The organism is Apibacter muscae, assembly GCF_007845595.1.
GTDB lineage: Bacteria > Bacteroidota > Bacteroidia > Flavobacteriales > Weeksellaceae > Apibacter > Apibacter muscae.
In genome coordinates, this window is the sequence record NZ_SELI01000023.1 from 224,639 (window position 1) to 244,103 (window position 19,465).

Sequence of the window (19,465 nt, forward strand, 5' to 3'; positions counted from 1 at the left end):
TATTAAAACATCCTTTGTTTAATAAAAAAATTGCGAACTTTGAGTGATAAATTATAATTTAAATGAGCAGTAATCAATTAATACGAGAACAAGAACCGAAAAAATTATGGAATTTCTTTGCTGATATCAATGCAATTCCTCGCCCTTCTAAAAAAGAAAAAAAAATAAGAATATTTATTCAAGAGTTTGCAAAATCATTGAATTTAGAAGTGAAAGAAGATTCCGTTGGAAATATTTTAATAAAGAAAGAAGCATCTGAAGGTTATGAGAATCGTAAGAAAGTAGTACTACAAGCTCATTTGGATATGGTATGTCAAAAAAATACGGATACAGATTTTAATTTTGATACCCAAGGGATTCAAATGAAGATAGAGGGGGAATGGGTACAAGCGAAAGATACAACCTTAGGAGCAGATAATGGGATAGGAGTGGCAACTATATTAGCCATACTAGCATCTAAAAATATAAAGCATCCTGCAATAGAGGCTTTGTTTACGGTAGATGAAGAAACAGGTATGACTGGAGCTTTTGGATTAGATAAAAATTTTTTAAGTGGAGACATTCTTTTAAATTTAGATACAGAAGAAGATAATGAAATAGATATAGGGTGTGCCGGAGGGGTAGATGTTACAGCCGAAATAAGCTATAAAGAAGAAAATATTACCTCTGAGATGATTGGCTTTAAAATAGAATTAACCGGATTGCATGGAGGACATTCAGGAATTGAAATACATAAAGGCTTAGGAAATGCTAATAAATTATTAAATCGGTTTTTATATGAATTTTTAGATTTTAAAATTCAATTAATTTCTTTTATAGGGGGTGGTTTAAGAAATGCTATACCTAGAGAAGCAATTTCTTATTTTATTATTCCCAAAAATTACAAAGCTGAATTGGAAATCTGTTTTAAATCTTTAAAAAAAGAAATTATAGAAGAATTTAAATCATTAGAAGAAAATGTTTTAATTACTCTTTCCCCAATTGAAATTGAAAATGAAAAATCTTTAGGTTTCACACAAAGCAAACAAATTATTGAAGCCATACAAACTGCCCATGATGGGGTTTATAAAATGAGCCCAGATATTGAAAACCTTGTAGAAGCTTCTAATAATCTAGCACGCGTTGAAATAGGAAAAGGTAAAGCTAGCATATATTGCCTTACACGTTCTTCTGTAGAAAGTTCTAAAAAATGGGTAAGTACATCCTTAAAAGCAGCCTTTGAATTAGCTGGAATGAAAGTATCCTTTTCAGGTTCTTATCCAGGTTGGAAACCTAACCCTAATTCAGAAATATTAAAAATAGCATTAGATATTTATGAAAAACAAAATAACGAAAAACCATTTGTAGTAGCTTGTCATGCAGGTTTAGAATGTGGTATAATAGGAGAGAAGTTTCCAGATATGGATATGATTTCTTTTGGCCCAACCATTAAAGGAGCCCATTCTCCTAAAGAAAGAGTAAGCATTCCTTCAGTACAAAAATTTTGGAAATATACTTTAGACCTGTTAGAGAATATTCCTCTAAAATAAGCTTTCAAAAAATAATGTAATTAAATATTTTAGTTAGTGTTTGAATCTATTAAAAAAACAGATAATATTAATATTATCTGTTTTTTTAACTAGATTAAGTAATTAATTGATAAGATCTTCAATTAACTTAGTTAGACTATCTTCATCCAGCAGACCAATCTGCTCCCATTGTATTTTTCCATTTTTATAAGCTATTAAAATTGGAAATCCTTTTTCAATATACGGCTTGGATAAATTTTTATTTTCATCTGCATTTATTTTTACTAAAGTTAACTTATCCTTATATTTATCTGAAAGTCTTTCAAACATAGGAGTCATCTGTACACAAGGACCACACCAAGGAGCATAAAAATCAACTAAAACTATATCATCACTTTTAAGTAATTTATTAAATTCATCATAAGATATCTTATCAGGCATTTCACCTACTACAGGCCTATTTTGTTTCTTCCATTCCGTAATACCACCTTGTAAATCATATAAATTTTTAAAACCTAATGATTTTAATGAATCAATAGCTGCCGCAGATCTTACACCTGTCCTACAATATACCATATAGGTTTTATTCTTATCTAATTTTTGAATCTTTTCTTTAAAATTAGGATTTCTATAATCTATGTCAATAGCATTTTCTAAATGTCCTGTATTGTATTCTTCTGGAGTTCGTACATCCAGAATTACAACTCCATCCTCGGAAATTTTTTTTGAAAAGTCATCTGCCTTTAACAGATTCTTGGTTTGAGAAGATAAAAAGCCTCCTAATATGATTGTAAAAGATAAGAAAAGTTTTTGCATATTAAATTTTTTATTTATTAAATCTATATTTCCTATCGCAAAGATAGGAAATATATTTTAGAAAACAACATGCTTATATTTTATAACAAAATTGAATTACTATTAAATCTCAGCAATTGTAAGAACATTAGAAGCACCATCTGGTGATAATTGAGCTGATCTGATAATGTTAATAATATTAACAGCAATATAAACAGACTCGCCTTTTTTTAAGTAAAATATTTTTTTACAAGTATTAGACATAGTTATTGAACCTGTACCTCCAAAGTAGGTAACAACACTTTTAGCCCCTTGATAATCAATGGCTAAATAATCATCTAATAATTGTATTAAGCTCAATTCATAACTAGAAATAGAACCAGACCTAATTTGTACATTATTAAATACTGCTGATACTGAAATTCTATATACCCCGTCTCTAGGAGCTGTAAATAAACCTGAAACTGGATCAAAACTTTTAGTATCATCACTCACAACTGTCCAATTATTTAAAACTTGATTTATAGATCCGAAAGAGACAATATAATTGCTACCCGATGTATTTTCAGCCAATACAAATACTCTTTTTTTCTCAGAGGATAATTGGACCCAATTACTACCATTTGAAAATTCAAGAGCTTTAAATGTAGGATTGTATCTTAAGACTCCAGAACCTACCAAACTTGGATCAATATCTGAATATCCTATTCCTAAAGAACGATTAAATTGATTGGGTGATTTATCCCTTAAATCAAGTTTCACCAAAGAATTACTGTTTTCAACTATATCAATATACCCTTTTTTATTAATACTGAATAAACTTAATCCTTTAGAATTTTTCACATTAAAGATCTTATTAATATCATTAGTAGAATTAGTAACTATATCTAATACTGCTGTAGGATTTTTAGTATTTATTCCAACCTGTGCATAAATTTTAAGATTACCTGTTGATAGAAAAAATACATAATAAATTAAGAATATATAAAATAATTTCATGATAATTTATCTTATTTATTGAGCAAAAATATATAAGTTATTATAATTTAAATCTGATTCAGGTTGAGATGGTGTTGAACCATAAACTCTTAATTTTTTTTCAGTACCTAAATTATGATAGATTTTAGGTGTAAGTGTGTAACCTTTTAAAAGTTTCATAGAACCTGAACAAGTAATGGAACCCATACCATTACCTTGTACAGGAAAATATTGAATAGATTTTACAACATAGCCGTTGCTAGCAATCCATGATGCTTCAATATATGAATCCGCTAAAATTTGACCGTATGCAAAAGAGATAGTAAAGGAAAAAACATATACTCCATCCATCGGTATAGTATAAGTTGAATTATTTATATCAAAAGCATTATAACTATCTTTTATAACAGTAAAACCATCGAGAACAGTACTTTGATCATTGGGATAAGTCCCAGCAATATAATTGTTCTCAGCAACTAAAAACGGTCGTTCTAAGTTAGATGTAAATCTATACCAAGAATTATTAACAGAAGCTTGAAGTTCACTAATTCCAGGTACATAACGAATTACACCATCTCCAAGAATTTCAGGAGATAGATTAGTTGATCCTATCCCTAATAAAGGTATTTTATGATCACTTCTAAGGTCTAATCCTACCTTAGGATTTTCTACACCAACTCCTACATTTCCATCAGCAGTTATGTTAAATATTTCTTTACCATCGGAACTGGTCATTTTTAAAAGTTTATCATTCAAATCAGTAGGAATCTGTTGAATTTCAACATTAGTTTCCTGATTGGAAATACTAATTCCTAAGTTTTGAGAATTAATGCCTATATAGATAAAAAATAATATGTGAAAAAATTTCAACTTCATTTTAATGAAAATTTAAAGTTCAACAATTGAAAAAAAACTATATTCTTGTATTATGGTTTGTGAATAACCGGTGTTTTGAAAAATTTCTACATAAAAAGTTTCATCTTTATCTAACAAAAAACTCCCACTACACTGTATAGTAGGATAATTTGTTGAACTAACTGCATAGGTATCTAAACATTTATTTTTTTTTCCATCAGAAGTTAGAAAATTTGTTTCAAAATAAGTATTTGCATTAACCATAGATTTTCGAAAAGTAATATTCAGATTAAATGCATAGTTGCCACTATGTGGAGCCTTAAAGTATCCAGAAGTTAAGTCCATAGATTGATAGTCATCGGACAAAATTTCCCAATTGATATTTTTTTTAGTTAAATCATTCTCAATAGATAAACCTTCCTGCGGTCGTGCAGATACTAAAACACGTAAGGGTTTTAAATTTATTTCTTTCCATGCAGAATCCGTAGATAAATAATATTTATTACTATCTATTTCGTACTTTATAACTCCTTCTCCTGCATCTTTATAACTTAAAGAAGTGTTACCTACTGCTAATACATCCCCTTCTTCACCTCCCCTTAAATCAAAAAGTAAAGGCGAATTATTTACTCCCTTAGTTTGTACTTTACCATCATTTTTAATAGTAAAAATTTGATTGCCTTGAGAATCTTTGATTGAGAAGATGTCATCCAATACCAGATTTGATTGACGTATATCTAGAGTAGCTTCTGGATTACTAGTATTGATACCCACTTGAGAAGGAGACATTATATAAACGAATAAACATAAATTTACAAACGCAGATCTCATTGATTAATAAGTTTTAAATACTATAAAATTAATAAATTTTATGCAAATATAAAATAATATTAATAATTATTTATATTTTTTAAATTTTATTATAAAAAAGTCACTTAAAACAAAAATTTATAATTATTTATTAAGAGTTATATAATTGAAAGTATTATACTTTTTAAAAGTTTAAATTCTCAGTTATTTATTTATATAATTCTGCTATAATAAATAGAATTTAAAAGTTTTAAAATTTTAAATAAAATTTATTTACTTTGTCCGTTTTAAAAAATAAGATTGCAATGGAAAAGATTTGTATAAAAAATATTAAATCTAAGGATGTTCATATTCTACAAACAATTGCTAAACAAACATTTATAGATACTTTTGAAGAATTTAGCTCTCCGGAAGACATGGAGCTATATTGCAAAAATAGTTTTAGTTTAGAGCAACTAAATCAAGAATTAAATAATACTAATTCCCAATTTTATATAGCAGAAAATAAAAATGAAATTGTATTAGGTTATTTAAAAATTAATTTTAAAGAAGCCCAAACGGAATTAAAAGATAATTTAAGTTTAGAAATTCAACGTATTTATGTTCTTAAAGATTATCAAAAACAGAAGGTAGGACAAGCATTGTTAGAAAAAGCTATGCAGATAGCCATTCATGATAACTTAGAATATGTGTGGTTGGGAGTTTGGGAAGAAAATCATAAAGCTATATCATTTTATAAGAAAAATGGATTTATTCCCTTTGATAAACATGTATTTAGATTAGGAAATGAAGATCAAACCGATATTTTAATGAAAAAAGAAATAAAAATATCTAATACTATTCATTTACAGCCTTCACTTGAAAATGACAAGATTCTTTTAAGCCCGCTTTTAAAAGAAGATTTTTTATCATTATATAAGGTTGCTTTAGACCCTGAAATTTGGGAACAACATCCCAACCAAGATCGTTGGAAAAAGGAAATTTTTGAAGTTTTTTTCAATGGTGCCATTGAAAGTAAAGGAGCTTTTAAAATTCTGGACAAAGAAACCAATCAAATAATTGGATCTACACGATATTATAATTTTAACCCAATAGAAAACAGCATATGTATAGGGTATACTTTTTTTAGTAAAGCTTGTTGGGGAAAAGGAATTAATCCTAAAGTTAAAAATCTTATGCTTAACTATATTTTTAAGTACGTAACTATCGTTTATTTCCATGTAGGTTCTGAAAACAAACGTTCCCAAATAGCAATTGAAAGATTAGGAGCGAAAAAAATAGATGAAAAAGAAATAACCTATTACGGTGAAAAACCTAAATTAAATTTTATTTATAAAATAGATAAATCTGAGTGGAGCAACTCTTAACTATTAGAATAAAAAACAATCACTTTTTTCACCGGTAAATGATAAAATTTACAGTAGTGTAATAAAATTTATGATTAAAGATTTAATAAAATTTTACATTTTTTTACAGATGTTTATATCTATAAGGCTTATAAAACCCAAAAAATAGAAAAATATTTAACTAACTTTGCCTATATGCAAATCACCGAAGATACATATATGCAACGGGCTTTAGAACTAGCTGCTCAGGCAGGTGGTTATTGTTATCCCAATCCTAAAGTGGGTTGTGTTATAGTTAAAGATGGAAAAATAATTTCTGAAGGATATCATAGAAAATACGGAGAGTATCACGCGGAAAGAATGGCTATTCTGAACAGTAAAGAAAGTGTAGAAAATTCTGAAGTTTATGTTACCTTAGAACCTTGTTCACATACAGGTAAACAACCCCCTTGTGCTGATTTACTTATTGAATCGAAAGTTAAAAGAGTAATTATAGCTAATGCAGATCCAGATACAAAAGTAAACGGTAAAGGTATTGAAAAATTAAAAGACTCAGGTATAGAGGTTCATCTAGGAATTTTAAATGATAAAGCCTACCAACTAAACGAAGATTACTTTTATCATAGAATTAACCAAGTACCCTATGTAGTTGGAAAAATTGCTACGAGTATAGATGGAAAAACTAGTACTTTTAACAAAAAGAGTCAGTGGATCACCAATGAAAAATCCCGACAATATTCTCATTACTTACGTAGTAGATTCCAAGCCATTATGGTCGGGGCTAGTACCTTTAACGAAGACAATCCCAAGTTAAATGTAAGAATTAATGATGGAAAAGACTACTACAACCCCATAAAAATAATAGTTACATCTTCTGGTAAAATAAATCTTAACCATGATTTATTTAAAGAAAGATCTAATAATATCATTATTTGTACCACTCCTAAAATTGATTTTCAACAAGAAACTAAGTTAAATCAAATGGGTTGTACTGTACTAAAGATTCCAGAGAATGATCAAGGGCAGGTAGATATTAAATTAATGCTAAAAGAATTAGGAAAACGTAACATTGTATCTATATATTTAGAAGGAGGAAGCGCTTTATTGGAAAGTTTTATAAAATTAGATTTATTGCAAAAATTACTTGTATTTATGGGAAATCAAATTTTAGGTGGACTAAACAACGGCATTATAAATTCAAACATTTATCCTGAAATTTCCAATTCGCCTTCCTTTGTTTTAAATCAAGTACGTACCTTTGAAAATAATGTAATGCTGGATTATTACACTCAAAATTATTACAAGAAATTAAAAAAACAATTATGTTTACCGGTATAATTAAACACCAATCAAAAATAATATCTTTAGAAAAATCCGAAGATATTATAAAATTAACTGTAGAATCTGACCAATTATTTCAGAATGCAGCTGTTGACGATAGCATTGCAGTAAATGGTGTATGTCTTACCATTACTCAATTGCAAGAAAATAAAGCTAGTTTTGATGTTCTTCCTGAAACTATTGAAAGAACCAATTTATCACTTTTAAAAGTAGGGGATGTGGTAAATACAGAAGATTCAATGACAGCATCCACCAGAATTGGTGGACATTTTGTACAAGGACATGTAGATACCAAATCAACCATTACCAAAGTAGAAGAAGACGGAGAAGCCTACGATATATATTTCACTTGCGATAAAAAATATCTAAACATGCTGGTGGAAAAAGCCTATATTGCTTTGGATGGCATGAGCCTTACAGTTACAGCCGTAACCCCTGAATTTTTTAAAGTAATGATTATACCACATACATTTTCCCAAACCATAGTTAAAAACTACTGGAAAGTGGGTTACCAAGTAAATACAGAAATAGATATTTTAAATAAATCTATATATAAATATATAAACGATATACAAAAATGAGTAATACGGTTTTAAAAGCCTTAGAAAGTCTAAAACAAGGTAGACCTATTATAATCGCTGATAGCAAGGATAGAGAAAATGAAGGGGATTTGGTAGCTTCTGCACGTACGGTAACTGATGGAACTGTAAATTTTATGGTGCAACATAGTAGCGGGGTTTTATGTTTAGTAATGACGGAAGATCGGATGAAGGAACTAAAATTAACCAAGTTAAGAACAGAAGATCACCAAAGAGATAAGTTTATGACCAATTTTGGTGAAACTTTTGAAGCGGCAGAAGGTATTACAACAGGAATAAGTGCTAAAGATCGTGCTTATAGTGTGCGTCTAGCCGCAGATCCTTCTACAACTTATAAGGATATAATTTCTCCGGGGCATGTATTTACTTTGGCAGCACATAAAAATTTACTAAAAGGAAGACGCGGACATACGGAAGCTAGTGCCACGGCTTGCGAATTGGCTGGATTGGGACAATCGGCTGTAATTGTAGAAGTTGCTAGCCCCAGCGGTGGAATTATGACAGGCAATGAGCTAACCAACTTTGCAAATACTTATAATATAGATATTGTTACCATTGATGAGCTGGAAGAATTTTACGACAACCCTAGTCGTGTAATTAAATATTCTGAAAGTAATTTACCTACGCAATTCGGAGAATTTAAAATTTCTGTATGGAAAAATACCTCTGGCGAAGAAATTATTGCAGTAGCAAAGGGAGATTTACAAGGAGAAGGTATTCCTGTTCGTTTTCATTCCCAATGTTTAACCGGGGAAGTTTTTCACTCTTTAAAATGCGATTGTGAAGAACAACTCGACCGTTTTTTACAATTTATGCAAGAAAATAACCAAGGATTACTTCTTTATTTAAATCAAGAAGGGAGGGGAATAGGCATTGCAGACAAAATAAAAGCGTACTCTTTGCAAGACCAAGGAAGAAATACCATAGAAGCAAATTTAGAAATTGGTAAACCTGTAGACGCTCGTAATTGGGATTTTGCCTTAGAAGTTTTAAAACAATATCCATTAAAATCAATTAAATTAGTCACAAATAATCCTGATAAAGTTAAAGCAGTCTCCGAGATTATTAACCAGGTAGAAGTCATACATTTACCATCAACAGTAAATAAATACAACCAAGGTTACTTAGAAACTAAAATAAAACAATTAAATCACAACATTAGGATTAATAAAGATAAAAATTAACCATGAACATTGCAATAGTTAAAGCCCTTTGGAACCAAGACATCAACGACTTATTAGAAAATAGTTGCGAACAAGAGTTGCTGAAACAGGGAGCAAAGATCTCTAAATATACCGTTTCCGGAGCGGTTGAACTCCCGGTATTAGCAAAACAAATCATTGAAAAAAAGAAAGTGGATGCCGTTATTTGCATTGGTACTATTATAAAAAGAGAAACTGATCACTATACCTTTGTGGCTTATCAAGCCTCCTACGGTTGCCAAAAAGTGGCAGTTGAAACCGGTACTCCGGTAATTTTTGGAGTTTTAACCACCAACAATAAAGAACAAGCATTGGCACGTGCCAATGGAGAGCATTCTTTTTCTGGAAAAGAATGGGCAGAAGCCGCAGTACAATTGGTGAATACTATTAAATCTTTGTAATTTAAGGTTTACAATAATAAACATCAACCAGCAATTGCCTAAGTAATTGCTGGTTTTATAATTGATTATTCTTTGCTTTTCTAAAGCTGGTATTAATACGAATTACTTCTTCCTAAATATGTATGGCTTATTTTCATTCTTTGAAATGCTGGGGAGTAAGTGCTTAAAGCTATGAGTGTAATACAATGAATAAAACTTTGATAAACAACAACTTTAGAAACCTAATAAATGCAAAAAAGAATTACATATATAATAATCCATTAACTTAATATTTCTTAACTAATTATTACTGCTCAGGTTTAATTATTTATTCAATAAACATTGAATTTAATAAATATTAATATGCTATAGAATTTTTGAGGAATATTTCTATTCTTAAATTTTATAATACTAATCTTAGAAATTAGCCCATTTTATCTAAAATATCCTTCATAAGTTTAGTTTTCTCTTTTTCGCTTTCCAATAGTCGCTCAAAGAGCTCCATTACTTTATCTACAGGATTGAAGGTAGGTTGGTAACTGAATCCAGAGGCTACAGCATTATCTTTAAAATCTTGAAAAGAATATGTATTTGCAATTACGTTTACAGCTTTTTCATCATCAAAATTCTGAAAAGCTTCCATCGGAATTTTTAAAACTCCGGAAATTTGTTGAAGTAGGGCAGGTTCAATTTCTTCTTTTTGTTCCAAAAGTGAAATCTTTTTTTGGTTCCATTCTTCTCCCAACTCCAAGGCTAAAGCTTCTTGTTTGATCCCTAACATTTCTCTAAAACGCTTTATATTTCTCCCTTGGTGCACTTTTTTGGGTTGTGTTACTTCTACATTCATGGAACAAAAATAGTTATTTTTAATAGTTGCTAATTTACAAAATTTTAAGATAAATAACTGGAGGCTTATATTCTATAAAATTTAATAATCATAATTTAAATTATATGTGCAATATTTTTAAATTTTATACTTATGTAAAACTTAAATCAATGATCCATCCATTGCACTAAAGCCACATTTCCATGGGAAAGCTTATCTACTTTAGCTATCCAATCGATTTCACTTTGTGCTTTAGACATCAAAAAAGGATTATTGGTATTCGTTAAAGATAAACAAGAATTCACGATCCACCATTTATTAAAGATATTGGCCCGTTTCAAATCTTTTTGTAAGCGCTCGGCTTCTAAAACTGGAGTAGCTTCTGGTAGGGTTACAATGACAACTTCAGTTACATTGGAGTCTCTTAATCTGGGTAATAAATTTTTCACTGAGTTAGGAATGTCCCCTCGGCTTCTTTCCACTTCTTTATGATAACTTTCAGAAGCATCTAAAAGCAAAAGAGTATGTCCGGTAGGTGCCGTATCAATCACCACAATTTCATCATCTGCCTTTTCCACAATTTGTGCAAAAGCTTTAAAAACCGCAATCTCCTGGGTGCAAGGGGATCTTAAATCTTCTTCAATATAGGCAATATCTTCATCACTTAAAGTTTCCCTTGCTTTATCTAAAACTTCTTTCTTATATTCATTTAAAGCTTTTTTTTCATCAATATGGCTCAAAGTAAGGAAAGAACTATTTATCAAATCCGAATTTAGATGATTGGCAGGATCTGTGGTAGTTAAATGGACTTTTAACCCTTTTTTAGCCAATCCTTGTGCTATTTGTGTAGCTAAAGTAGTTTTTCCTACCCCGCCTTTTCCCATGGTGAAAATGACCCGTTTATGGGTTAAGTATAAATCATCAATTAAATCCCCTAATCCATTTTTAGAAAATGAAATATTTTCAAAATCTTCTAATTTAGTGCTAATTTCTTCGTGTAACATTTTTCTAATACTATTAATATTAGATAAGTGATACGAGCGTAATGAAACTTTGTAAGATTCAATATTTTTTAAATTATTCGGTAAGTTTTCTAATGCCAATTGTTGTCTATGAAACATAAATTGGGAAATTTCATCAGTGATATTAGCTTTATCCAACAAACCATTAACAACTAAAACTTGATTTTTTAAACCTAATAATTTAAGTTCCTGAGAGGAACGAGAGGCTTCTTTTAAGGGAGATTCCTCTGGACGAGTCACTAAAATTAATTGGGTTAAACAAATATCTGAAAGAATTTCTACGGCTTGTTTGTATATATTTTTTTTCTCTTGTAAACCCGACAATTGACCTAAACAAGAAGCTCCATGGGTGCTTTCATTTATAAATGTATTCCAGGCTGAAGGTAGTTGTAACATCCGTAAGGTATGTCCGGTAGGGGCTGTATCAAAAATAATATGATCGAATTCTTCCTGTTTTGCATCGTCCGTAAGAAATGTACAAAATTCATTAAATGCCGCAATTTCTACTGTGCATGAACCGGAGAGCTGTTCTTCCATGTTTTGAATAACTGTTGCTGGAAGTTTTCCTCGGTAGGGTGCAACTACAGATTCTTTATATTCGGCAGCGGCTAACTCCGGATCTAAATTAGCAACGGTTAAACCCGGAACTTCTTCTATATTTTTTCCGTGAATATTTAATTCCTGATTAAAAACATCCTGCAAGTTGGAAGCTGGATCCGTACTAATTAGTAACACTTTTTTACCCTGATCGGCTAACCCTACAGCCGTAGCACATGCTAGAGAGGTTTTACCAACTCCACCTTTACCTGTAAAAAAAAGGTAAGTAGTAAAGTTTATTTTTGTTAAATCATAATTTTGCATTTCAAGCATATAAAAAGTTATATAGTTAATCCTGTCCAATTTTCTAGTTGGGCATCCGTTGGATATTTTTTGGTTAAAACAATATCCCCATCTACCACTGTGATTGGTAGTATATCTACTCCGAACTTAGTTAGTTGCTCATTCACCAACGGATGATCTATATAGGCTTGGGGTTCGGTATTTAAATTATGACGTAAGATAGTTGCTCCTTGTTTTTTTAGTTTATCTAAAGAGCTCGCAATACGCATTAAATCAGTATCTACACTTGGGCCACATACTCCGGTAGAACAACATAAGGAAGGATCAAAAATTTCAATGGTTTTCATTTTTCTATGATTTTATTTATAATTATTCAATTGTTTGTATATCGTAAAAATACGAACATTAGATCTAAATTTTTTTAACAGCTTTCATTCTGTTTACCTATTTCGGTAAACAGTTGATCAAATAAAGTTTTTAATCGTTCTATATTTTTTCTATCTACACAATAGCGAATGGAGGGAGGATTAATTTCTCCCTGAATAAGTCCGGCTTCTTTTAATTCTTTTAAATGTTGGGAGAGGGTGCTTTTTGCTATGGGCAATACTTCGGATAAATCGCCGTGATAGCAACAGCTTTGGCTGGCTAGTAATTGCAATATAGCAATACGTACCGGATGCCCCATTGCCTTGGCAAATCTAGCCAGTTGTTCCTGCTCTTGTGTATATTTTTTTTCTGTACTCATACTTATTAGTATTTCGCAAATATACGAACACTGGATTATATTGCAAAATTTTTTGAAGGGAATTTTACATATGTATTTTTTTATTGTAGTAATGAGATTTAAAAAAGCGGAATGAAATCTATGAATAAATTTATCTAGATTTTCCATACAACAAAATATCTGAAATAAATACCAAAGTTCAAATTTTAAATCATTATCCATATCTAACATTTCTGCTTTACCACATAATTCTAATAAAGATACTAGGTAATTTATTTCGTTAGAAATAGGTTTGTTAAATATATCTTTTAGTTTTTTATAAGTGGAAAATTATTATCTATATTCAGGATAATTCACCAATATAAAAACAAGATAAGATAAAAATATTTACTATAAATATTTCAGAAACTTATAATTAATTAGTTTAACCGAATAACGATTAACTATTTTCTCTTTTAATAAAAAAGTCGTAGATGTTTAAATAAATTCTTAGCTGTAATACTAATCTGAGATAATTAACCCATTTTGTCTAAAATATCCTTCATTAGTTTAGTTTTCTCTTTCTCGCTTTCTAATAGTCGTTCAAAGAGTTCCATAACTTTATCAAAGGGATTAAACGTACATTTAAAATTTACTTGTGCACTATCACTAAAAGTATTTGCAACAGCGCTATCATGAAATGTATTAGCAATAATATTTATAGCTTTTTCTTCATCAAAACTTTGAAAAGCTTCCACCGGAATTTTTAAAACTCCGGAAATTTGTTGGAGTAGGGTAGGTTCAATTTCTTCTTTTTGTTCCAAAAGTGAAATCTTTTTTTGGTTCCAATCTTCCCCCAATTCAAAAGCTAAAGCTTCTTGTTTGATCCCTAACATTTCTCTAAAACGCTTTATATTTCTTCCTTGGTGTACATTTTTGGGCTGTGTTGCTTCTACATTCATGGAACAAAAATAATTTTTTTAATGGTTGCTAAATTACTAAATTTTAGGATAAATGATTCGGTAAAATATCCATGCAAAGATTTTTATATGCTTAAAATATGGAATTGTTTTGTAACAAACATGATAAATGAAAAGCAAAGAAAAAAATTTAAGAAATATAAAGGTTAAAAAAGTTTATGATATAGGTTTCGAACGAATGCGCCATAGCTGTGTTTATTATCCAGAAATAAGGTTGGCGGGTAAATGGTTGCAAGATTTTGGGTTTAAAGCCGGGGATATTCTAACCTTAGAGTGCAACAAAAACCAAATTGTTATAAAAAAAGTATAGTTTGGGTGAGATATATTGCTCACTAAAATTATTTTAATAAATATAGATTATAATTGTAATCCCATATATAAAATAAGTTCATTTTTATTTAATTCTTAATTATTTAAGTTACTTCCATCTGCAATGCTATTATTATTTTAATTACGTATTGCAGGTTATCTAATTTTGCTGAAAGCTATTTACCTACGGTAAATAGCTTTTTGTTCTTAAATAATACAGAATTTATTTTTAAAGGAGATTCTTATCTAAATTCAATTATCTGTTCCTGATCTTTTCTAGATTTAGGAGTAATATTGGGTTGGTTTTTATCTTCCGGATCTCTGTAACCTATGGCTACGGCAAACATGGTTGTATAGTCTTTAATTTTCAATAATTCATCGTATTCTTCTTTTACAATCCCTTCCATAGGGGTACTGTCTATACCCATAGCAGCACAAGCGCTAAGAAAATACCCCAACGATATATATACTTGGTTGTGTAGCCATTCTTTAATGGTGGTTTCAGGTTTTGTTTTGATCATTTGATTGTAATAATTGATACTCCCTTCGTCTAAATAATCTTTCATTGATTCTTCAAAAACGGAAAGATTATCTATACAACTAAATATTACTAAATGGCTAGCTTGGTTTACTCTACTTTCATTGATAAATGAAGATTTAGCAAATTTCTTTTTAAGTTCTTCATTAGATACAATGGTAAATTTCCAGGGTTGAGAGTTGATAGAGGAGGGTCCTAATTGTAAAATTTCTTTTAACTTTTCAATATCTTCGTCAGATACTTTTTTTGTGGTATCGTATTGTTTGGTTGTGTATCTATTTCTTGCTAATTCTAAAAAATTCATATTCAAAGTTTTTGTTATACTATATTTTTTATAGTAGCAAAATTAAGTATAGTTTATTATTTTTGCAAGAACTATTAAAATGGATAGTACCATGTATTATATAGAGAATAAAAAATATCCTTGCAGTACAAGCCTAACCATGAGCTATATTGGTGGAAAATGGAAATCTGTGATATTAATTCATTTAAAGGAAAAAAAAAGATATAACGAGTTGAGGAAAAATATCCCCGTGATTACGGAAAGAACCTTAAGCCTACAATTGAAAGAATTGGAAGCGGATGGTTTAGTGCTACGCACGGTGCATACCCAAAAACCTCCTTTAAAGGTAGATTATGAATTAACCGATTTTGGTAAAACATTAATACCTTTGCTAGAAGCCATATCTGAATGGGGGAAAATGGCTGCAAAGTATAATCAGAAAATTAAAGGAAATTAATTACTTACTAAACTTTATTTATAAAAAAAACTATGCTTTCCGTTCATCAAGCATAGCTATATAGTTTCTTCTTATAGAGTAAAAATTTAAGTATAATAAAAAAGTAAAATTTACTTTTTTAGATTTTTTACTATAAATTTTAGAATTATAGAAATTCTACTTTTCCCTCCTTCATATCGTAGATGCCCCCAATAATTTTTATTTCTCCCTTTTCTTCCATATCTCTTAGTATAGGGCTTCTTTCCCTAATTTCTTTTAAGGATAGTTCTACATTGTATTTACATACAGCATCTACAAATTCAGGATTTTTTGCCGATTGTTCCCCTTTAAAAGTTTCTTTGGCTTCCAGCACCGCAGGTTTTATTTTGTCCAGCAAATGGGTGATATGCCCAAGTTCAACCCCTTTAATACTGGATTTTATAGCCCCGCAATGTTCATGCCCCAATACTAAGACTACTTTAGAACCGGATACTTTACAGGCATATTCTAGACTACCTAAAATATCATCATTAACAATATTTCCAGCTACCCTAGTTACAAAAATATCTCCAATGCCTTTGTGAAAAACATCTTCTACAGGTACTCTGGAATCTAAACAAGACAAAACCACAGCTTCTGGATATTGTCCTAAGGAAGCCTCACGAACTCTTTCTGAATTATTGCGGATGGTTAGTTTATCATCAACAAAATCTTTATTACCATCTTTTAAATCTTGTATTACTTGATCGGGGGTTAATTTTTCTTGATCTTCTTTGGTTATAATTTTGTTACTAATAATTTCTTCATTAGTAACAATGGTTAAAGGATCTTCTAGATTATTTTTGCACGAAACGAGCAAAACAATTACACCTAGAGAAATAATTAATCGTCTCATGTAAAGTTTTTTAGTGTTAATTTGCTTTAAGAAAGCTCTTAACCCATAGAAAAAATCGTACCAAACTTTTAAAATATATAAAATGTTTATTTTTTTTAATATTTTTGATTGATTACAATTAAAAAATTAAAATATTAAAATATCATTGATTGAATATAAAAATAAATAAGCATGATTTTTATGATCAATGGTTTAAAATTTTATATTTAGTACTTATTTTTATATTTATAAAGTATATAGTTATTTAAAACAATTAAAATTTTTATACTGTTAGAAACTTTGGGAGTATTTAATTTAAAAAAAGGGGAGTATGTGAAAGGATTATTTATATTCTTTATTCATTAATAAAAGGGACTTTATTAAAGTGAAATATTCTTACAATAAATTGATGCGTTAGTCCACCAGCTTTATAACTATCTACAAGTGTTTTTTTTTTTTTTAAATGCATCACATCTTTTCTAAAATATTCTCAATAACTTAATTTTCTCTTTTTAACTTTCAAGTAAAAGTTATTACTTACTCTCAATCAACCTCTCTAACTTATCGATCATTTCCTTTTGTTGTTGGAGCATACGCTCATAAAGCTCCACCATTTTATCCACAGGATTAAAGCTTGGTTGATAATTTAAAACTGCTGGATTTGTCATAGTTGCATTGTCATTATTGTTTATTGTATTAGAAATAACATTTATAGCAAGCTCATCATCAAAATTTTTTATAGCTTCCGCAGGAACTTTTAAAATTTCAGCAATTTTTTCCAACACTTTGTCTTCCACCTGATCTTTTTGTTCGAGTAAGGAAATTTTCTTCTGATTCCAGTCTTCACCCAGTTCCCAAGCCAATGCTTCCTGTTTTATTCCTAACATTTCGCGGAAACGTTTTATATTACGACCTTGGTGAATATTCTTAGGGGTAGGGTTTTCAATAGTCATAGTTACAAATCTACAAATTTATCTTTGGGCTAAGATACAAAAATGATCTAAAATATTAGTCTATCACTTGCCTGAAGTGGGCATATAATAATTAAAACAAGGAATTTTTGTACTAAATATTAAACTTTAAAATATTATGTTAAATAGAATGGGTAAAAAATAATATATGAGAGTAAAAAAGGTTGATTCTTTAATCTTAAATAATCTTAGGATCTAATTTTTATATACTTTACATACCTAAATATCTTTAGAAATTAATAAAGAAGCATAAAATATTTCTAGACAAATAAAACTGCCTTTGATTAAATTTTTTATAATATATAATGGATGATACCCGTAAATAAAATTTTACAGGTGTTCACCAAAAAATCTGAATAACTTTTCAGATATAACGTATACTTATTTAGTGCAAAAATTTATTACATAAATTATTTCTAAAGGTTGTCAATTTTAAAGAATATGCACATGGAATGTGAAATTTGACAATAATTACATTATTGGAATCTTTATAGAACTTACTAAAAATCACTATAAAATCTAAAATCTAAAAATTTGCCTATAATTTATATTATGTTAAATAGGGTTTTTCAATTCCTATTCTATTTATTGCCATCCTAATTTTCACTAACTTTGGGTTTCTATTAAATTTTAAAATGAGTATTGATACAAAACATATACAAACCCAATTTCCTATCTTAGGTGAAAAAATAAACAATCATACAATTGTATATTTAGACAATGCTGCAACCACGCAGAAACCTAATATGGTTTTGGATGCAGAAATTAACTATTACCAAAACATTAACTCCAATGTACACAGAGGTATCCATACCTTAAGCCAATTGGCTACTATGGAAATGGAAGAATCCAGAAAGGTGGTACAATCATTTATAAATGCTAAGAAAGACTATGAAATTATATTTACCAAAGGGACGACCGAAGGTATAAACTTAGTAGCTTCTGGTTTAGAAAGATTATTAAATGCTGGAGATGAAATTATTATTTCTCAGTTAGAACATCATTCCAATATTGTTCCTTGGCAACTGTTAGCCAATCGAAAAGATTTGATATTAAAAATTATCCCAGTAGATGAGCATGGAGATTTAATTCTGGAGGATTATAAAAATCTTTTGACGGAAAAAACAAAATTGGTAGCGGTAAACCATGTATCCAATGCTTTAGGAGTTGTAAATCCTGTAGAATCCATTATACAACTCGCACATCAAGCCGGTGCCTATGTATTGATAGATGGTGCACAATCCATTCCACACTTAAAGGTGGATGTGCAAGAACTAGACGCGGATTTCTATGTTTTCTCGGCTCATAAAATGTATGGACCTACGGGTGTGGGTATTCTTTACGGAAAAGAACATCTTTTGGAGGTTATGGATCCCTACCAAGGCGGTGGTGAAATGATTAAAGAAGTTACTTTTGAAAAAACCACTTTTGCCGAATTGCCTTTTAAATTTGAAGCTGGCACTCCTAATATCGCGGGAAATATAGTTTTAAGAAAATCCATTGAATTTATACAAAGTTTAGGTTTAAAAAATATTCAACATCATGAAGATGAACTACTAAGATATGCAACCCAAAAACTTGAAGAAATTGAAAACTTAACGATTTATTCTAAAAATGCTAAACAGAGGGCTGGATTGATCTCTTTTAATCTGGATATAGCCAATACAAATTCTTCTGACGTTGGATTTATTTTAGACAAACATGGAATAGCGGTACGTACGGGACACCATTGCGCCCAACCTATAATGAAAAGATTTGAAATACCGGGAACCATCCGTGCTTCCTTCGCAGTTTATAATACGCTGGAGGATATAGATTTACTTGTAAACGGTATTCAAGAAGCAAAAAAAATGTTATTATAAAATTTAC

Annotated in this window: 21 protein-coding genes; 9 read left to right on the forward strand and 12 right to left on the reverse strand. The window is 29.8% G+C overall.

What is annotated here, in order from left to right:
- Positions 1-62 precede the first annotated feature (62 nt).
- On the forward strand, positions 63-1,529 hold the full coding sequence (locus tag ETU10_RS09780) for an aminoacyl-histidine dipeptidase (RefSeq protein WP_146311879.1): 1,467 nt from the start codon (positions 63-65) through the stop codon (positions 1,527-1,529).
- A gap of 102 nt (positions 1,530-1,631) precedes the next feature.
- Here ETU10_RS09780 and ETU10_RS09785 read toward each other — a convergent pair whose 3' ends face one another.
- The 4 genes from ETU10_RS09785 to ETU10_RS09800 all read right to left on the reverse strand — a co-directional run bounded on the left by ETU10_RS09785 (position 1,632) and on the right by ETU10_RS09800 (position 4,967).
- Positions 1,632-2,324: a thioredoxin domain-containing protein gene (locus ETU10_RS09785; RefSeq protein WP_146311881.1), complete on the reverse strand. Its 693-nt coding sequence runs from the start codon at positions 2,322-2,324 to the stop codon at positions 1,632-1,634.
- A gap of 102 nt (positions 2,325-2,426) precedes the next feature.
- Positions 2,427-3,302, reverse strand: coding sequence for a hypothetical protein (locus ETU10_RS09790; RefSeq protein WP_146311883.1), 876 nt, complete (start codon positions 3,300-3,302; stop codon positions 2,427-2,429).
- A 15-nt stretch (positions 3,303-3,317) separates the two neighbouring features.
- Positions 3,318-4,157: a hypothetical protein gene (locus tag ETU10_RS09795; protein ID WP_146311885.1), complete on the reverse strand. Its 840-nt coding sequence runs from the start codon at positions 4,155-4,157 to the stop codon at positions 3,318-3,320.
- A 12-nt stretch (positions 4,158-4,169) separates the two neighbouring features.
- Positions 4,170-4,967, reverse strand: a complete 798-nt coding sequence (locus tag ETU10_RS09800) for a hypothetical protein (RefSeq protein ID WP_146311887.1) — start codon at positions 4,965-4,967, stop codon at positions 4,170-4,172.
- A gap of 284 nt (positions 4,968-5,251) precedes the next feature.
- On the opposite strand from ETU10_RS09800, the gene ETU10_RS11390 reads away from it, so the two are divergent.
- The 5 genes from ETU10_RS11390 (at position 5,252) to ribH (ending at position 9,835) form a co-directional block, all read left to right on the forward strand.
- Positions 5,252-6,313: a GNAT family N-acetyltransferase gene (locus tag ETU10_RS11390; protein WP_317129720.1), complete on the forward strand. Its 1,062-nt coding sequence runs from the start codon at positions 5,252-5,254 to the stop codon at positions 6,311-6,313.
- 174 nt (positions 6,314-6,487) lie between these two features.
- A complete protein-coding gene (ribD, locus tag ETU10_RS09810; protein WP_146311889.1) occupies positions 6,488-7,630 on the forward strand; it encodes a bifunctional diaminohydroxyphosphoribosylaminopyrimidine deaminase/5-amino-6-(5-phosphoribosylamino)uracil reductase RibD in 1,143 nt (380 codons plus the stop codon).
- The gene (locus ETU10_RS09815; RefSeq protein ID WP_146311891.1) at positions 7,615-8,214 is read left to right on the forward strand and encodes a riboflavin synthase; all 600 of its coding nucleotides are present in this window, start codon (positions 7,615-7,617) and stop codon (positions 8,212-8,214) included. Before ribD ends, ETU10_RS09815 begins: the two co-directional genes overlap by 16 nt.
- On the forward strand, positions 8,211-9,416 hold the full coding sequence (gene ribA / locus ETU10_RS09820) for a GTP cyclohydrolase II RibA (RefSeq protein WP_146311893.1): 1,206 nt from the start codon (positions 8,211-8,213) through the stop codon (positions 9,414-9,416). Before ETU10_RS09815 ends, ribA begins: the two co-directional genes overlap by 4 nt.
- 2 nt (positions 9,417-9,418) lie before the next feature.
- Positions 9,419-9,835, forward strand: a complete 417-nt coding sequence (gene ribH / locus ETU10_RS09825; protein ID WP_146262924.1) for a 6,7-dimethyl-8-ribityllumazine synthase — start codon at positions 9,419-9,421, stop codon at positions 9,833-9,835.
- A 403-nt stretch (positions 9,836-10,238) separates the two neighbouring features.
- Here ribH and ETU10_RS09830 read toward each other — a convergent pair whose 3' ends face one another.
- From ETU10_RS09830 to ETU10_RS09850, 5 genes are all read right to left on the reverse strand, one after another.
- Positions 10,239-10,661: a helix-turn-helix domain-containing protein gene (locus ETU10_RS09830; protein WP_146311895.1), complete on the reverse strand. Its 423-nt coding sequence runs from the start codon at positions 10,659-10,661 to the stop codon at positions 10,239-10,241.
- 146 nt (positions 10,662-10,807) lie between these two features.
- Positions 10,808-12,532, reverse strand: a complete 1,725-nt coding sequence (arsA, locus tag ETU10_RS09835; protein WP_317129721.1) for an arsenical pump-driving ATPase — start codon at positions 12,530-12,532, stop codon at positions 10,808-10,810.
- Between the two features lie 8 nt (positions 12,533-12,540).
- Entirely contained in the window at positions 12,541-12,849 is a 309-nt protein-coding gene (arsD, locus tag ETU10_RS09840) for an arsenite efflux transporter metallochaperone ArsD (RefSeq protein WP_146311897.1), read from the reverse strand.
- 74 nt (positions 12,850-12,923) lie between these two features.
- Entirely contained in the window at positions 12,924-13,247 is a 324-nt protein-coding gene (locus ETU10_RS09845; protein WP_146262920.1) for an ArsR/SmtB family transcription factor, read from the reverse strand.
- 494 nt (positions 13,248-13,741) lie between these two features.
- Positions 13,742-14,167 (reverse strand): helix-turn-helix transcriptional regulator, encoded by a 426-nt coding sequence (locus ETU10_RS09850; protein ID WP_146262919.1) that lies wholly within the window; start codon positions 14,165-14,167, stop codon positions 13,742-13,744.
- A gap of 127 nt (positions 14,168-14,294) precedes the next feature.
- Between ETU10_RS09850 and ETU10_RS09855 the strand changes: the two genes are divergently transcribed.
- Entirely contained in the window at positions 14,295-14,495 is a 201-nt protein-coding gene (locus ETU10_RS09855) for a SymE family type I addiction module toxin (protein ID WP_221410380.1), read from the forward strand.
- A 241-nt stretch (positions 14,496-14,736) separates the two neighbouring features.
- On the opposite strand, the gene ETU10_RS09860 is transcribed toward ETU10_RS09855, so the two are convergent.
- Complete coding sequence (locus tag ETU10_RS09860) at positions 14,737-15,336, reverse strand: nitroreductase family protein (RefSeq protein WP_146262918.1); 600 nt, start codon at positions 15,334-15,336, stop codon at positions 14,737-14,739.
- A gap of 91 nt (positions 15,337-15,427) precedes the next feature.
- Here ETU10_RS09860 and ETU10_RS09865 point away from each other — a divergent pair, with 91 nt between their 5' ends.
- Positions 15,428-15,772, forward strand: a complete 345-nt coding sequence (locus tag ETU10_RS09865) for a winged helix-turn-helix transcriptional regulator (protein WP_146312108.1) — start codon at positions 15,428-15,430, stop codon at positions 15,770-15,772.
- Positions 15,773-15,917: 145 nt separating this feature from the next.
- On the opposite strand, the gene ETU10_RS09870 is transcribed toward ETU10_RS09865, so the two are convergent.
- Positions 15,918-16,646 carry a carbonic anhydrase family protein gene (locus tag ETU10_RS09870; protein ID WP_146311899.1) on the reverse strand — a complete coding sequence of 243 codons (729 nt, stop codon included), beginning with the start codon at positions 16,644-16,646 and terminating at the stop codon, positions 15,918-15,920.
- Positions 16,647-17,158: 512 nt separating this feature from the next.
- Positions 17,159-17,578, reverse strand: a complete 420-nt coding sequence (locus ETU10_RS09875) for a helix-turn-helix transcriptional regulator (protein ID WP_146311901.1) — start codon at positions 17,576-17,578, stop codon at positions 17,159-17,161.
- 653 nt (positions 17,579-18,231) lie between these two features.
- On the opposite strand from ETU10_RS09875, the gene ETU10_RS09880 reads away from it, so the two are divergent.
- A complete protein-coding gene (locus ETU10_RS09880; RefSeq protein ID WP_146311903.1) occupies positions 18,232-19,458 on the forward strand; it encodes an aminotransferase class V-fold PLP-dependent enzyme in 1,227 nt (408 codons plus the stop codon).
- The last annotated feature ends 7 nt before the right edge of the window (positions 19,459-19,465 follow it).

What these genes read in the sequence shown, in the direction of transcription:
- ETU10_RS09860 (WP_146262918.1), bottom strand. Translation starts at nt 15,336, where the DNA reads ATGAATTTTTTAGAATTAGCAAGAAATAGATACACAACCAAACAATAC.
- ETU10_RS09800 (WP_146311887.1), bottom strand. Translation starts at nt 4,967, where the DNA reads ATGAGATCTGCGTTTGTAAATTTATGTTTATTCGTTTATATAATGTCT.
- arsA (WP_317129721.1), bottom strand. Translation starts at nt 12,532, where the DNA reads ATGCTTGAAATGCAAAATTATGATTTAACAAAAATAAACTTTACTACT.
- ETU10_RS09830 (WP_146311895.1), bottom strand. Translation starts at nt 10,661, where the DNA reads ATGAATGTAGAAGTAACACAACCCAAAAAAGTGCACCAAGGGAGAAAT.
- ribD (WP_146311889.1), top strand. Translation starts at nt 6,488, where the DNA reads ATGCAAATCACCGAAGATACATATATGCAACGGGCTTTAGAACTAGCT.
- ETU10_RS09865 (WP_146312108.1), top strand. Translation starts at nt 15,428, where the DNA reads ATGTATTATATAGAGAATAAAAAATATCCTTGCAGTACAAGCCTAACC.
- ETU10_RS11390 (WP_317129720.1), top strand. Translation starts at nt 5,252, where the DNA reads ATGGAAAAGATTTGTATAAAAAATATTAAATCTAAGGATGTTCATATT.
- ETU10_RS09845 (WP_146262920.1), bottom strand. Translation starts at nt 13,247, where the DNA reads ATGAGTACAGAAAAAAAATATACACAAGAGCAGGAACAACTGGCTAGA.
- ETU10_RS09870 (WP_146311899.1), bottom strand. Translation starts at nt 16,646, where the DNA reads ATGAGACGATTAATTATTTCTCTAGGTGTAATTGTTTTGCTCGTTTCG.
- ETU10_RS09795 (WP_146311885.1), bottom strand. Translation starts at nt 4,157, where the DNA reads ATGAAGTTGAAATTTTTTCACATATTATTTTTTATCTATATAGGCATT.
- ETU10_RS09815 (WP_146311891.1), top strand. Translation starts at nt 7,615, where the DNA reads ATGTTTACCGGTATAATTAAACACCAATCAAAAATAATATCTTTAGAA.
- ETU10_RS09880 (WP_146311903.1), top strand. Translation starts at nt 18,232, where the DNA reads ATGAGTATTGATACAAAACATATACAAACCCAATTTCCTATCTTAGGT.
- ETU10_RS09855 (WP_221410380.1), top strand. Translation starts at nt 14,295, where the DNA reads ATGAAAAGCAAAGAAAAAAATTTAAGAAATATAAAGGTTAAAAAAGTT.
- ETU10_RS09780 (WP_146311879.1), top strand. Translation starts at nt 63, where the DNA reads ATGAGCAGTAATCAATTAATACGAGAACAAGAACCGAAAAAATTATGG.
- ribH (WP_146262924.1), top strand. Translation starts at nt 9,419, where the DNA reads ATGAACATTGCAATAGTTAAAGCCCTTTGGAACCAAGACATCAACGAC.
- arsD (WP_146311897.1), bottom strand. Translation starts at nt 12,849, where the DNA reads ATGAAAACCATTGAAATTTTTGATCCTTCCTTATGTTGTTCTACCGGA.
- ETU10_RS09875 (WP_146311901.1), bottom strand. Translation starts at nt 17,578, where the DNA reads ATGACTATTGAAAACCCTACCCCTAAGAATATTCACCAAGGTCGTAAT.
- ribA (WP_146311893.1), top strand. Translation starts at nt 8,211, where the DNA reads ATGAGTAATACGGTTTTAAAAGCCTTAGAAAGTCTAAAACAAGGTAGA.
- ETU10_RS09790 (WP_146311883.1), bottom strand. Translation starts at nt 3,302, where the DNA reads ATGAAATTATTTTATATATTCTTAATTTATTATGTATTTTTTCTATCA.
- ETU10_RS09785 (WP_146311881.1), bottom strand. Translation starts at nt 2,324, where the DNA reads ATGCAAAAACTTTTCTTATCTTTTACAATCATATTAGGAGGCTTTTTA.
- ETU10_RS09850 (WP_146262919.1), bottom strand. Translation starts at nt 14,167, where the DNA reads ATGAATGTAGAAGCAACACAGCCCAAAAATGTACACCAAGGAAGAAAT.